Annotated in this window: 11 protein-coding genes; 3 read left to right on the forward strand and 8 right to left on the reverse strand. The window is 75.0% G+C overall.

Annotated features, from left to right (window positions below):
* Positions 1 to 173: 173 nt before the first annotated feature.
* The 3 genes from ACZ6IM_RS03240 to ACZ6IM_RS03250 form a co-directional block, all read right to left on the reverse strand.
* Positions 174 to 1,550 carry a carboxyl transferase domain-containing protein gene (locus ACZ6IM_RS03240; RefSeq protein ID WP_469554004.1) on the reverse strand — a complete coding sequence of 459 codons (1,377 nt, stop codon included), beginning with the start codon at positions 1,548 to 1,550 and terminating at the stop codon, positions 174 to 176.
* Positions 1,543 to 3,000 carry an acyl-CoA synthetase gene (locus tag ACZ6IM_RS03245; protein WP_052842412.1) on the reverse strand — a complete coding sequence of 486 codons (1,458 nt, stop codon included), beginning with the start codon at positions 2,998 to 3,000 and terminating at the stop codon, positions 1,543 to 1,545. Before ACZ6IM_RS03245 ends, ACZ6IM_RS03240 begins: the two co-directional genes overlap by 8 nt.
* Before the next feature lie 89 nt (positions 3,001 to 3,089).
* Positions 3,090 to 4,469 carry an SLC13 family permease gene (locus ACZ6IM_RS03250; RefSeq protein ID WP_052842411.1) on the reverse strand — a complete coding sequence of 460 codons (1,380 nt, stop codon included), beginning with the start codon at positions 4,467 to 4,469 and terminating at the stop codon, positions 3,090 to 3,092.
* A gap of 228 nt (positions 4,470 to 4,697) precedes the next feature.
* Between ACZ6IM_RS03250 and ACZ6IM_RS03255 the strand changes: the two genes are divergently transcribed.
* Complete coding sequence (locus tag ACZ6IM_RS03255) at positions 4,698 to 5,405, forward strand: FadR/GntR family transcriptional regulator (RefSeq protein WP_052842410.1); 708 nt, start codon at positions 4,698 to 4,700, stop codon at positions 5,403 to 5,405.
* A gap of 21 nt (positions 5,406 to 5,426) precedes the next feature.
* Here the strand turns inward: ACZ6IM_RS03255 and ACZ6IM_RS03260 are convergent, their stop codons facing one another.
* Positions 5,427 to 6,029 carry a hypothetical protein gene (locus ACZ6IM_RS03260; protein WP_469554006.1) on the reverse strand — a complete coding sequence of 201 codons (603 nt, stop codon included), beginning with the start codon at positions 6,027 to 6,029 and terminating at the stop codon, positions 5,427 to 5,429.
* 145 nt (positions 6,030 to 6,174) lie between these two features.
* On the opposite strand from ACZ6IM_RS03260, the gene ACZ6IM_RS03265 reads away from it, so the two are divergent.
* Positions 6,175 to 6,948, forward strand: a complete 774-nt coding sequence (locus tag ACZ6IM_RS03265; RefSeq protein ID WP_052842408.1) for an IclR family transcriptional regulator — start codon at positions 6,175 to 6,177, stop codon at positions 6,946 to 6,948.
* The gene (locus ACZ6IM_RS03270) at positions 6,945 to 7,805 is read left to right on the forward strand and encodes an SMP-30/gluconolactonase/LRE family protein (protein ID WP_469554008.1); all 861 of its coding nucleotides are present in this window, start codon (positions 6,945 to 6,947) and stop codon (positions 7,803 to 7,805) included. The genes ACZ6IM_RS03265 and ACZ6IM_RS03270 overlap by 4 nt, the downstream gene beginning before the upstream one ends.
* Before the next feature lie 261 nt (positions 7,806 to 8,066).
* On the opposite strand, the gene ACZ6IM_RS03275 is transcribed toward ACZ6IM_RS03270, so the two are convergent.
* From ACZ6IM_RS03275 to ACZ6IM_RS03290, 4 genes are all read right to left on the reverse strand, one after another.
* Positions 8,067 to 9,470, reverse strand: coding sequence for an FAD-dependent monooxygenase (locus tag ACZ6IM_RS03275; RefSeq protein ID WP_469554009.1), 1,404 nt, complete (start codon positions 9,468 to 9,470; stop codon positions 8,067 to 8,069).
* Entirely contained in the window at positions 9,460 to 10,671 is a 1,212-nt protein-coding gene (locus ACZ6IM_RS03280; RefSeq protein WP_052842405.1) for an MAB_1171c family putative transporter, read from the reverse strand. The genes ACZ6IM_RS03275 and ACZ6IM_RS03280 overlap by 11 nt, the downstream gene beginning before the upstream one ends.
* 94 nt (positions 10,672 to 10,765) lie before the next feature.
* Complete coding sequence (locus ACZ6IM_RS03285; protein ID WP_052842404.1) at positions 10,766 to 11,950, reverse strand: MAB_1171c family putative transporter; 1,185 nt, start codon at positions 11,948 to 11,950, stop codon at positions 10,766 to 10,768.
* Positions 11,947 to 12,486, reverse strand: coding sequence for a hypothetical protein (locus ACZ6IM_RS03290; RefSeq protein WP_052842403.1), 540 nt, complete (start codon positions 12,484 to 12,486; stop codon positions 11,947 to 11,949). The genes ACZ6IM_RS03285 and ACZ6IM_RS03290 overlap by 4 nt, the downstream gene beginning before the upstream one ends.
* Positions 12,487 to 12,746: the final 260 nt, after the last annotated feature.

A 12,746-nucleotide genomic window follows, 5' to 3' on the forward strand; every position in this document is an offset into this window, starting at 1 on the left:
CCGTCAGACCAGCCAGCCGACGAAGTGGACGAGACCGGCGAGGATGTCGGTGAGAAGGTTCATGATCGTGCAGCTCCTTGCGCTGTTCATGTGTGGGACCTACGTGGGACAGATGCGCGACTACGGTCTGCAGCCCGTCGCTCGCACACCGTAAGTATCGTTGGTCCCTGCAGTCACATGCGCTCTTCAGAGCGACGATCACCTGTTCCAGGGAACACCTGCTCGCTTGTTCGGATCACGCCAAGCTGGGCCAAGTCCTGCGGGTGCAGCCGCAGTTGACCGGCCGTCGCCTCCACCTCCTCGGGCGGGCGCTTCAGGATCGCCGCCGCGTGCTCCGGCGCGATGACGGAGAAGTAGCTGTCCGGGGTCGCCCAGGTCCTGCCCGGCGCGGCCAGGGCCAGCGCCCCGCCCGAGCCGCCCTCGCCGATCACCAGCGTGGTGACCGGCGTGCGCACCGAGGCCATGGCACCGAACAGGTCCGCGACCGCCGGACCCACCCCCGCCCGCTCCGCCTCCGCGTCGTTGGCCGCGCCCGGGGTGTCCACCAGGGTCAGCACCGGGATGCCGAGCCGGTCCGCGAGACGGAGCAGCCGGGTCGCCGTGCGGTACCCGGCGGGCCGGGTCGCCGTGCCCGTCTGGGCGGCGTACGCCACCGTCCGGCCCGCGTGCGTGCCGAATCCGCAGAGCATGCCCTCCGCGTCCCGGCCGCCGCAGCGGTCGCCTGACAGGGCGACGCGGTCGGTGAAGTAGGCGTCCAGGTAGGCCCCCGCGCGCGGGCGTCCGGCGGCGCGGGCCCGCCGTACCGCCTCCCAGCCGTCGGCCGGCAGGTCCCGCACGCCCAGCGGCCCGGGCACCGGCGCCGGACCGTCCGACGGCGCCGCCAGCAGCCGCAGCCACCTCCCCAGGGTCGCGCGCAGCTCCCCGGGCGGTACGACGGCGTCCACGCTGCCCGCCGCCAGCTGGGCCTCGGCCGTGTACGCCGCCGGGTCGGCGTCGGGCGGCCTGACCCGCGAGCCCGCGAAACCGACCTGGGCGCCGGGCAGGGCGAGGACCACGTCGGCGCCCGCGCCCAGCGTCGCCCAGCCGCCCCCGGTCGCCGGGTCCCGCACCACCGCGATCTGCGCCAGCCCCGCCGCCCGGGTGAGCGCCGACTGCCGGGCCACCCGCTGCAACTGGGTCAGCGCGAGCATCCCCTCCTGCATCCGGCTGCCGCCGGTGGCGACCAACGGCACGACCGGCAGCCGGTGTTCACGGGCGTACGCGTACGCCGCCTCGATCCGGTCGCCGGTGCGGTGGCCCAGGGAGCCGCCCAGGAAGCCGAACTCGAAGGAGACCAGCACGGCCCGGGTGCCCTCGACGCGGCCGGTGCCGCAGACGGCGGACTCCGCCTCGCCGGTGCGTTCGGCGGCACGGGCCCGCGAGGCGTCGTAGCCGGGCCAGCCGAGCGGGCCGTCGGGCGGCCAGGCGCCGTCCGCGTGGGGGAGTTCGGCGAAGGTGGCGTCGTCGGTGACGAGGGCGAGGAACTCCCGCGCGGTCAGGCGCTCAGCCACGGTCCAGCGCCCGCTTCATGATCTTCCCCATGTCGTTGCGGGGCAGCGCGTCGAGGTACCGGACGACCCGGGGCCGCTTGTGCGGAGCGAGCCGGGCGGCGACGTGGTCGGCCAGCGTGCCGAGGGCGGGCGGCGCGGCGGGGTCGGCCGGGACGATCCAGGCCACGATCCGCTCCCCGAGGTCGGGGTCGGGCTCCCCGGTGACCGCGGCCTCCCGCACCCCGGGGTGTTCGAGCAGCGCGTTCTCGATCTCGCCCGCCCCGATCTTGTACCCGCCGCTCTTGATCAGGTCGGTGGCCTTGCGGCCCACGATGCGGACATAGCCGTCGGGGTCGCGCACCGCCATGTCGCCGGTGCGGAAGAAGCCGTCCTCGGTGAAGGCGGCGGCGGTGGCGTCGGGGCGGCCCAGGTACTCGGTGAACAGGTTGGGGCCGCGCACCTGGATCTCGCCGACGCTCTCCCCGTCGAGCGCCGCGATCGGGGTGCCGTCCTCCTCCACCAGCCGCAGCTCCACGCCGGGCAGCGGCACGCCCACCGTCCCGGCGCGCGGCTCGCCGTCGGCGCGCACGCTGGTGTTCATCAGCGTCTCCGTCATGCCGTACCGCTCGACGACCCGGCGGCCCGTGGCGGCGGCGATCCGCTCGTGGTCGTGCACCGGCAGCGCGGCCGATCCCGACACCAGCAGCCGGGCCCCGGCGAGTGCCTTGGCCAGCTCCGGGTCGCCGGGGAGCGATTCGGCGATCCGGTGGTACATCGTCGGCACGCCGAACAGCATGGTCGCGCCGTCGTTCAGCTCCCGCGCCGCGCCCTCGGTGGAGAACCTGCCCAGGTGCCGCACCGACCCGCCCCGGCGCAGCGGGCCGAGGATGCCGAGGACCAGCCCGTGCACGTGGAACAGCGGCAGCCCCTGCACCAGCACGTCGTCGCCGGTCCACTGCCAGGCGTCGGCGAGCGCGTCCAGGGTCGCCGCGAGCGCCCGCCGGGGGATGACGGCGCCCTTGGGCGGCCCGGTGGTGCCGGAGGTGTAGACGACCAGCGCGGGGTCGCCCTCGTCGGCGCGGTCCTCGGGGACGCTCCCGCGGGCCCGCACGTCGACGTCGACGCGCTCCAGGGCGCCCAGGGCGGACGGGAGTTCGCTGCCTGGGGGTGCCAGGACCAGGGAGGGCGCGCTGTCGGAGAGGATGTGCGCGAGTTCCCTGTCGCCGGACTTCGGGTTGAGCGGCACGGCCGCGACCCCGGCCAGTAGCGCCGCGACCACGGCGACGGCGGTCTCCATCGCCGGGGCGGCCCAGACCGCGACCCGGCCGGCCCCGCCGATCCGCCCGGCCGTGGCGCCCGCCGCGGCGGCGAGTTCCGCGTACGTCAGGGAGCGCTCGCCGAACCGCAGGGCGGGCCGGCCGGCCGGAGCGCCGGCCGGGGCCGGGGAGAGGGCCGGGAAGAGAGAGGACACGCGTCGTACTCCTTAACTGTTGCCCGAGTGCTGTTGCCCGAGTGCTGTCGTTCAAGGCTGCCGGATCGCGCCGGATCCGCGAGGCGGGCCTACCCGAATCCGGGCACGACCAGTACGAGCCACGCCAGCGCCGGCACGGCGGCCACCACGATCCCCCCGTAGACCATCAACTGCCGGAAGAAGCGCTCCCGGTCCACGTCCGGGGCGGCGGCCAGCACCAGCGCGCCGTTCGTCGAGAACGGGCTGACGTCCACCACCGTCGCCGACACCGCCAGCGCCGCCACCATGCCGGCCGCCCCGATCTCGCCCTGCGCGAGGAAGGGCACCGCCAGCGGGATCAGCGCGCCCATGATGCCCACGGAGGAGGCGAAGGCCGACACGATGGCGCCGATGTAGCAGAGCAGCACGGCGGCCAGCAGCGGCACGCCGATGCCGCCGACGCCCTCACCGGCCCAGGCGATGGTGCCCATCTCCTCCAGCACGCCGACGTAGGTGAGGACACCGCAGATCAGCAGCACCGTGGACCAGGCGATCTCGCCGACGGCGCGGCGGCTGTCGTCCGGCCAGGCGGTGCTCAGTACGACGGCCAGGGTGACCGCGGTCAGACCGGCGTCCAGGTCGAAGCCGAGGACGGCCACGACCAGGGCGACCAGGGCGACGAGGGTGGCGATCCGGGAGGGGGTGAGACGCAGGCCGGTGTCTTCGGGGCCGCCGGTCGCCCGGTCGGGCCGGACGGCCACGGCGGCGGGGGCGGCGCCGCCGGTGCCCGCGTCCTTTCCGGTGCCGGTCCCGGTGCCCGCGCCGGTGGGTTCCGCACCCTCGCCGGCGGCGGTGCCGCCGTCCTCGGGCGGCACCGCCCCGCGCGCCCACAGCTTCCGCCCGCCGAGCACCGCGAACAGCACGGCCGCGATGAGGAGGTTGGCGACCAGGGAGGCGAGGAAGAGGCCGATCTCGCTGCCGGGGAGCTTCTCCCGCTCCACGATGCCGTTGACGATCGAGCCGTAGATGCTGATCGGAGAGAAGCCGCCGGCCTGCGCGCCGTGCACCACCATCGTGCCCATGAGCAGCGGGCTGATCGAGTACCGGGTGGCGAAGCTCAGGGCGATCGGCGCGACGATCGCGACCGCGGCCGGGCTGACCGCGCCGATCGCCGTGAGCGCGCCGGTGAGCGCGAACATCACCCACGGGATCAGCGCGAGACGGCCCCTCACCAGCCGGACGGCCGCGTGCACCAGCCAGTCGGTGGTGCCGTTGGCCCGGGCGATGGCGAACAGGTAGGTGACGCCGACGAGGACGACGAACAGGTCACCGGGGAAACCGGCGAAGATGCCGTCCGCGTCGAGGTCGGCGACGAGCGTGCCCACCCCGAACGCGGCGGCGAAGGCGAGCGCGCCCATGTTGACGGAGCGGGTGGTGGCGATGACGAACACCACGACGAGGACGAGGATCGAGATGAGTTCGGGGGACATGCGGGGGCTCCCGAGTGCTGACCTGGTTGTTCGGGCGGGTGACTGCCGGGGTGGCCGGGCTGGGGACGAGTGGCCGAGTGGCTGAGCCACTTGAACAGTGCGGTTGGCTGGTCAGCGTGGGCCCGGCCCCCGGCCACGTCAAGGGGTCGCGCAATAATTGGCTCAGCCACTCGGCCACCAGGCCACCGTCGGCCCCGGTGCTACGCTCCCGGCGAGAGGGGGGACCTCATGACCGACGCCCTGCGTCCCATGACCAAGCAGCGCCTGTACGAACAGGTGCTGGAGCGGCTGCGCCAGTACGTCACCGACGGCGGCCTGCGGGCCGGCGACCGGCTTCCGCCCGAGCGGGACCTCGCCCAGCGCCTCGGTGTCAGCCGCGCCTCGGTGAAGCAGGCGATCGTGGTCCTGGAGGTCCAGGGCCTGGTGGAGGCGCGGCACGGCGGCGGGACCTATCTGGTCCGGGACAGCCTCGACGTCGAACCGGTCGAGAAGATGGTGGAACGCCGCCGGCGCCTCCCGGACGTCCTGGAGGCCCGCGAGGCCCTGGAGACCAAGCTCGCCGAACTGGCCGCCGAGCGCCGCACGGAGGACGACCTCGCCGCCATGCGGTCCGCGCTGGCCGTGATGGCCGAGGAGATCGACGGGGGCGGGCACGGCGTCGAGGGGGACCGGCTGTTCCACGCGGCGGTGACGGCGGCGGCGCACAGCAGCCTGCTCGCCGAGTTCATGCGCTCCATCGCCCACCAGATCGCCGAGAGCCGCACCGAGTCCCTGCGCCAGCCCGGCCGTCCCGGCCGCTCCCTGGCCCAGCACCGGGCGATCCTGGACGCGGTGGCCGACCGGCAGCCCCGGCAGGCCGCCACCGCGATGCGCCGCCACGTCCGTACGGTTGCCAAGGTCCGCCTGCTGGACTGGGACCCGGAGGGCGAACGCTGACGCTCCCCCGCGGGGCCCGTCTCACCCGCCGACCGCGGTGCGCTGCAACAGCCCCCAGGTGAACTCCGCGACCACCTCGTGCCGTAGGCCGTCCCGGTCCGGGGCGGCGAAGGCCAGCCCCCACCGGGTCGGGGCCGAGCCCTGGAGCGGCCGGGCGGGGGCGAAGGCGCGGGCCGCCTCGTCGACCGTGCACGACCAGGGCGTGAGGTCGTCCAGCGTGCGCAGCTCGGGCCCGCTCGCGCCCGGCGCGCGGACCAGCCACTCGTTCCAGACCACGCCCTTGTCCGCGACCAGCACCTCGAAGCGCAGGTCCGGCCACAGGGGCAGCACCCACTGCCTGGCCTCGCACTCCAGGTCGCCGATCCGGCGGGCGGCCACCGACTCCGGCTCCCCCAGCACGGAGCGGTAACGGGCGGCGGCCGAGCGGGACCGGGGGGAGCGGAGCATCGCCTGCCAGCGCCGGTTGGCCTCGCGCATCTGCGCGACCGACGCGCCCAGCTCGCGGCGGGCGTCCTCCACCGGGCCGGGGTTGTGGTCGGCCATGCGGCGCAGCAGGACCAGCTGGAAGTCGCGCGGGGTGAACGGTCCTGCGGGCTGCTTTCCGGTCGGCATGGCAGCCATCATCGCGGACGAGGCGGACCATGGGGGGTATGGGGGCGGACCCGGGCTCCCGCCGGCCCATTGCCCAGGCAAACGCGATATGAGTAGCCTGTGTTCGCTATTCCGATCGCCTGTTGAAATCTCGAACATATCTAGGGAGGGGGCTGACATGGGTCGTCTCGTGCCGGCCGTGACCCGGGCTCTCGACATACTGGAGCTCTTCCTCGACGGGGACGGCACGCTCTCCGCCCCCGACATCGTGCGCAGGCTCCAGCTGCCGCGCACCACCGTGCACGAGCTGGTCACCACGCTCGCCGCCCGCAAGTACATCGTCCCGGTCCCCGGGCAGTCCGGACGGTACCGGCTCGGCGTGCGTCCGTACCAGCTCGGCGCCCGCTACGCCGAGCACCTCGACCTCGCCGCGGAGGGCCAGCAGGTCGCCCGGACCGTCGCCGAGACCTGCGACGAGACGGTGCACGTGGCGATCCTGGAGGACACCGACGTCATCTACATCGCCAAGGTCGACTCCACGCACGCGGTGCGCATGGTCTCCGCGGCCGGGCGCCGGCTGCCCGCGCACTGCACGTCCGTCGGCAAGATGCTGCTGGCCTCCCTGCCCGAGCCGGAGGTCGCCGCGCGCTTCCCGGACGGCGCCGAGCTGACCGCGATGACGCCGAACAGCATCACCGACCCGGCCGCCCTGCGCGAGGCCCTGGCCGCGATCCGCGAGCGCGGCACCGCCGTGGAGAGCCGGGAGTCCAACCCGGACGTCTCCTGTGTGGCCGCCCCGGTCCGCGACCGCACCGGCCGCGTCGTCGCCGCGCTGTCGATCTCCGTGCCCATGATCCGCTGGAGTGAGGAGCGCCGCGCCGAACTGGAGCAGCTCGCCGTCAAGGGCGCCGCGGACCTCTCCGAGCGGCTCGGCCACCGGAGCGCGGCATGACGGCGACCGGCACGGCCTTCGACGTGGCCGTCCACGCGGCGGCGTCCCTCGGCGAGGGCCCCACCTGGGACCCGGCGACGGGCCGCCTGCTGTGGCTGGACATCCTGAACTCCCGCGTCCACACCTTTGACCCGGCCACCGGCCGGCGCACGCTGCGCCGCACCGACCAGCACGTCGGCGCCGTCAAGCCCCGCGCGGGCGGCGGCCTGGTCCTCAACCTGCGGGACGGGATCGGCCTGCTCGACCCGGACGACACCTTCCGCTGGCTGCACCGGGAGCCCGTCCCCGGCCGCCGCGGCAACGACGCCGCCGTCGCCCCCGACGGCAGCCTGTGGGCGGGCACGATGCGCTACGACGAGGCACCGGGCGGGGGCACGCTGACCCGGTTCACCGGCGACGGCGGCGCCGAGACCGTCCTCGACGACGTGACGGTGAGCAACGGCACCGGCTGGAGCCCCGACGGCACGCTGATGTACTACGCCGACACCCCGACCCGCCGCGTCGACGTCTTCGACGTCACGGCCGAAGGCCGGATCGCGAACCGCCGTCCGCTGGCCGTGATCGAGGACGGCGCGGGCTTCCCCGACGGGCTGTGCGTCGACGCCGACGGCTGTGTGTGGGTCGCCCTGTGGGACGGCGGCGCGGTACGCCGCTACACCCCGTCCGGCGACCTGGACCGGGTGGTCGCCCTCCCTGTCCCCCGGGTCACGGCCTGCGCCTTCGGCGGCCCGGACCTCACCGACCTGTACCTCACCACGGCCCGCGTCGGCCTGCCGGCCCCGCACCCCCTGGCGGGCTCGCTGCTGGTGGTGCCGGGCGCGGGCCGGGGGGTGGCGCAGCCGGCCTTCGCGGGGTGAGGGGCGCCGCCGGCCGGCCGTGACGAACCGCGGCGGCCGCCCCCGGGCGCCCGGCCCGGCCCGGCGCGGCGGCGGCCCGCCGGTGTTCCCGCTTCCGACCGGCGCGGGTGTCACGGCACGCCGGTGCGCGTGCACACCGTGCCGCGGGACGGCAGCGCCATGGTGCCGCGCCCGGGCGCGAGCTTCGCCGGGTGCGCGACGCTCCCACGGCCGGGGTCGTCCGTCACGCGGACGCTGGGGGCCGGTCGCGGGACCGGCCGCTCACACCCCCGTGCGGTCGAGTCCGGCGAGTACCTCGCGCTCGCCGGGGGTCAGCGGCGGGCCGGTGAGCACGGGGAGCGGGGGGCCGGCGAGGGCGGCCAGGAGCGCCGACGGGTGGAACATGCGGGTCGGCGGGGTGCGCATGCTGGTGACGTCCCAGATCGCCGAGGCCGCCGCGAAGTTGCCGGTCGCCGCCCTCGTCATGCGCCGCGTGTACGCCGTCACCGCCCGGTCGGCGATCCCCGGGCGCCCGCCGCGCGTGCCGGGGTAGAGGACGTCCTGCCCGACGGCCATGGCCCAGGCCGCGTCCACCGGGCGTGCCGCGCCCCGCAGTACCCGCCGGGCCAGGCCGGGCGTGCCGAGATCTCCGGCCCGTTCCAGCTCCCGGCCCAGGACGCGGGCGCCGAACGCCGCCACCGACATGCCCTGCCCGTAGGCCGGGTTGAAGGTGCCGAGCGCGTCGCCGAGGACCACCAGGCCCTCCGGCCAGTGCGGCGCCTTGTCCAGGTAGTGCCGCACATTGCTGGTGGACCGGCTCAGGTGCACGTCGGTGAGCGGTTCGGCGCCGGAGATCAGCCGGCCGACGATCGGGTCCGGCAGGTCGAGCGTGTACCGCAGGAAGCCCTCGGGATCGGCGGGCGGTTCACCGCCGCGCGTGCCGCCGCAGCTGACCAGCCAGCGGTCCCCTTCGACCGGCATGACCATGGCGCTCCGGCCCGGCCGGGACACGTACGGATCGGCCTGCACGATCGTCAGCGGGAACCGCTCCGCCCCGGCCGGTACCCGGTACATGCGCGAGGCGTTGACCAGCCCCGAGTCCACGGTCCGCGTCCGGACGCCGGACAGCCCGAGCCCTGCCAGCCAGGTGACGATCCGTGTGCCGCGTCCGCCGGCGTCGACGACCAGGTCGGCGTCCAGGTCCGCCTCCCCGTCCGGCCCCGAGACCCGCACGCCCCGCACCCGCCCCGCGGACCCGGTCAGCCCGACCGCGGCCGCCCGGCGGACCTCGACCCGCGTGTCTTCGAGCACCGCGGCCCGTACCGTCCAGTCCACCAGCGCCCGGGTGCAGGTGAGCATGACGGGCCCCTCGCGACGCCACCGGCGCAGCCAGCCCTCGGGGGTGCGGGCCAGCATGCCCGAGCTGAGGGATATCTCGTGGGCCCCGGCGGCGAGCAGCCGTTTGCGCAGGCCGACGCCCGGCACGAGCTCCTCCATCGCGGTCAGCCCGCCGGTCATGAGCAGGTGCGCGTGCCGCCCCTGGGGCAGCCCGCGGCGCTGACGGGGACCGTCGGGCAGTTCGTCGCGCTCCAGTACGACGACCTCCTCCACGCCCGCGTCGGCCAGTACGGCTGCGGCCAGCATCCCGGCCAGTCCGGCACCGACGACGACTGCTCTACGCGACATGGGGCTCCTCGGGTTCGGTCAGGGTTCCGGTCAGGGAAGACGGGCCGGTGCCGCCGGGCGCGGTCGCCGGGCCGGGCGGGCGGTGCAGTGCCTGGGACAGTTCCACCAGCCCGCTCGGGCCGGGCACCTCGGTGGCGTGCAGCCGGTAGGACCCGCCGGCGTCGGGCGGTTCCTCGTGGGCGGCGGCCCGGCGCGCCGCGTCGGCGAGCATCACCGCCTCCGCCGCCAGCCGGGCCTCATGGGGGGAGTGGCCGGCCCCCAGGGCGGCGTCCCGCGCCCGTTCCCGGACCCGGTGGTCGAAGTACGGGGCCAGGGTGAGCAGGGCGTCGTGGATGGAGACCTCACGCCACTGGAGCCGGGCCCGGGGGAGCTGCCACCAGGCGGACGGCTGCCTGGGGGCTGTGGACGCCGACTTCACCAGCGACCACAGCGGACCCAGCCGCCGGTAGTCGTCCAGTCCCCGCCAGTGGGCGAGCACGGACGGCAGCAGCCGGGGCAGGGCGAAGCCCACCGAACACACCAGTGCCGCCAGCGACGCCATCGGCGGGGCCACCGTGGTGGACAGGAAGTCCAGGTCGTGGCCCGCCCACCGGGCCGCCACGGCCGTGTACTTGGTGAGCTGGAACCCCACCAGGTCCAGCAGCGCGCCGAGCAGGATGAGCCGCAGCCCGGCCCGCAGCAGGCCGTCCACCTCACGGCTCCACTTGACGCAGACGACGCACATCACCAGCATCGCCGCGCTGTGTCCGAGCAGGTACAGCAGGATCATCTCCCGCATGAACGGGGTCCCCGCGTAGTACGTGTCGAGGTCGGTCAGCCGCTCGGTGTCCGCGTCGGCGAGCAGGAACAGCACGACGATGGCGGCCACCAGCAGACCGTAGGCGGCCATGCTGCGGATCACCGCGCGCCGCACCACCGGCCGGGGGCCGCCCCGCCAGTTGATCAGCAGCACCAGCACCGCGCAGCTGTACGCGGAGAGCATGCCGTAGGTCAGCGGGGCCCCGAAGTTGGTGACGCCGGTGAGTGCGTTGACGGTGCCGAGGGTGGCCGGGGCGGCGCACACGAAGACCAGGGCACCGAGGACGATCGCCACGCACGTGGACAGGGTCAGCGGATTGCTCATGGCGGTGCGCGGGCGGCGGAAGAGCAGGACGGAGGTCATGCCGAACACCACTGCCGCCAGGTAGACGACGAGACTCACGTCCGACCACTCCTCTCGTGCGGGACTCGAGCGTCCCGGCCGTGCCGGGTGCCCGCGCGGCCGCCCGTGTCACCGTCGGTGAAGCCGCCGGCCGTCACGCGGTGCCCGCCGTCGTCGTACCGCTCGGCACGGCGGACGCGGCCGGTACGGGCACGGCACCGGCGAGCACGTCGGCGATCCTCGCGAGGGTCGCCGGGTCCGGCGACGGGGCCGGGGGGCGACCGGCGCCGGCGGCGGGCGGCGGCCATGGCCCGGGGTCGGCCTCGCGCCGCAGCGCGTCGAGGATCACCGCGGCCCAGGCACTGGCCCCGGCCAGTTCGGGATCGCCCGTCGCCGCCAGCGTGTCGGCGCGGGTGCGGTCGTACAGGTCCCGGTCGCCGTACGCGTCCAGGTGACCGAGTGCGTTGTGGATGCTCGTCCGGCGCCACATCAGGAGGGTGACGGGCGAGGCGAACCGCGGGCGCGGCAGCCGCAGCGCCCGGCGGACGAGCAGGTCGTCCAGGGCTCGCTCCAACGGCCGGAGCCGGGCGTACGCGCGCCCCGCCCGACGCCACTCGGCCACCCGCGGCGTCACCAGCGGCACCAGCACCCCGACGACCACCAGCAGGGCGCCGAGGCCGGCGGCGGCCGGGGAGACCGTGGTGCCGAGCACCGGCCAGTCGTGCCCGGACCAGCGGGCGCTCACCGCGACGAGCTTGGTGACGCTGTAGCCGGCCCCGCACAGCGAACCGGCACCGAGCAGTGTCAGGCCCGCCCGCAGCCCGCCGCGCACCTGCCGGGCCCAGCGCAGCGCGGACACCGCCGTGACGGTCACCGCGGTCAGGTGCGCGACCAGGTACAGCACGATCATCTGGGCGATGAACGGGGTCGTCGCGTAGTAGGTGTCCAGATCGGTGCGGCGCTCCACGGGCGCGTCGCCGAGCGCGAAGGTCACCGCGATGCCGAGGACCACGGCGGCGTAGGCGAGCGTCCACCGGCGGGCGGTGCGGCGGACCCCGGGTCCGCCGCGCCAGTGGACGACCAGGACCTGGGAGGCGGCGCAGTAACCGGTGATCGCCGCGTAGGTGAGCGGGGCCGCGAGGTTGGGCACGCCGCTCAGCCGGTTGACGGCTCCGACCGTCGGCGGTGCTCCGAGCAGGAAGCAGAGCCCGGCCAGTCCCAGCACCGCGCACAGGGCCCGCAGATACGGATCGTGCCGGTGCCGCAGCAGGTCGGGGGCCCGTACCGCGAGGCCGAGCCAGAGGGCTCCGCAACTCGGGTAGTTGATCAGGCTGTTCATCTGGCCGTCCCGCGGTAGTTGAGCGCGGCCCCGATGCGGCCGGCGAGGCTCTGCGGGCTGTCCGGGCCGCCGCCCTCCGCGGCGAACACCGAGTCGGTGGAGGCGTCCAGCCAGGTGCGCAGCCGGCTGCCCATCAGCATGCCGAAGCGGTCCGCCTCCTGTTCCTCGGCCAGGGAGAAGTCGGTGCGCGCGGCCACCGGCCGACGACGGTCGCCCGCCAGGTCGTCGGCCTGGGCGCTGTCCTCGGCCTGACGGCGGCTCATGTGCCACACCTCGTGGCAGAGGATCACGATCTGGTGCCAGACGGCAGCGCGTTCGTCCACCACCACGTCGTCGTGGCTCTCGCGCTCCAGCCACAGTCCACTCGCGGTGTGCGGCGGGAACGCCGCCCGGTGCACGACGACCTCCCGTCCCCGCCACGCGCTGACGGAGGCGACGAGCGCCTCGAACAGCACCTCGGGGTCCGCCGGCACGGCCACCTGGATGGGGTCGATGAGGGCGTCAGCGAGACGACGCATCTCCTTCCTGGTCCGCACCGCTGTCTCCTCGTCCCCCCGGCCGTCCGTCGGTCACCCCTGCAATATGCCAAGACGCGCGGCCTCCCGGCCAGTTCCGGGGACCCGTCGTTCGCCGGGTGGCCGAGACGGAGCCCTCGTCACGTCCCCGCCTTCCCGCGAAGTGCGGCCCGATCCTGCCCGAACCATTGACGGGCAAGCGCTTCCCACCTACGTTTCCCGTTCGAAGTTACGAGCAGCATCCGAAATACCGAACGACGACTCCCGAATGACGACAGATG

The sequence above is a fragment of the Streptomyces sp. NPDC042336 genome (assembly GCF_055581985.1).

Bases quoted from the DNA above. Each gene is read 5' to 3' on its own strand.
- ACZ6IM_RS03270 (WP_469554008.1), top strand. From the start codon at position 6,945: ATGACGGCGACCGGCACGGCCTTCGACGTGGCCGTCCACGCGGCGGCG.
- ACZ6IM_RS03255 (WP_052842410.1), top strand. From the start codon at position 4,698: ATGACCGACGCCCTGCGTCCCATGACCAAGCAGCGCCTGTACGAACAG.
- ACZ6IM_RS03285 (WP_052842404.1), bottom strand. From the start codon at position 11,950: ATGAACAGCCTGATCAACTACCCGAGTTGCGGAGCCCTCTGGCTCGGC.
- ACZ6IM_RS03275 (WP_469554009.1), bottom strand. From the start codon at position 9,470: ATGTCGCGTAGAGCAGTCGTCGTCGGTGCCGGACTGGCCGGGATGCTG.
- ACZ6IM_RS03250 (WP_052842411.1), bottom strand. From the start codon at position 4,469: ATGTCCCCCGAACTCATCTCGATCCTCGTCCTCGTCGTGGTGTTCGTC.
- ACZ6IM_RS03265 (WP_052842408.1), top strand. From the start codon at position 6,175: ATGGGTCGTCTCGTGCCGGCCGTGACCCGGGCTCTCGACATACTGGAG.
- ACZ6IM_RS03260 (WP_469554006.1), bottom strand. From the start codon at position 6,029: ATGATGGCTGCCATGCCGACCGGAAAGCAGCCCGCAGGACCGTTCACC.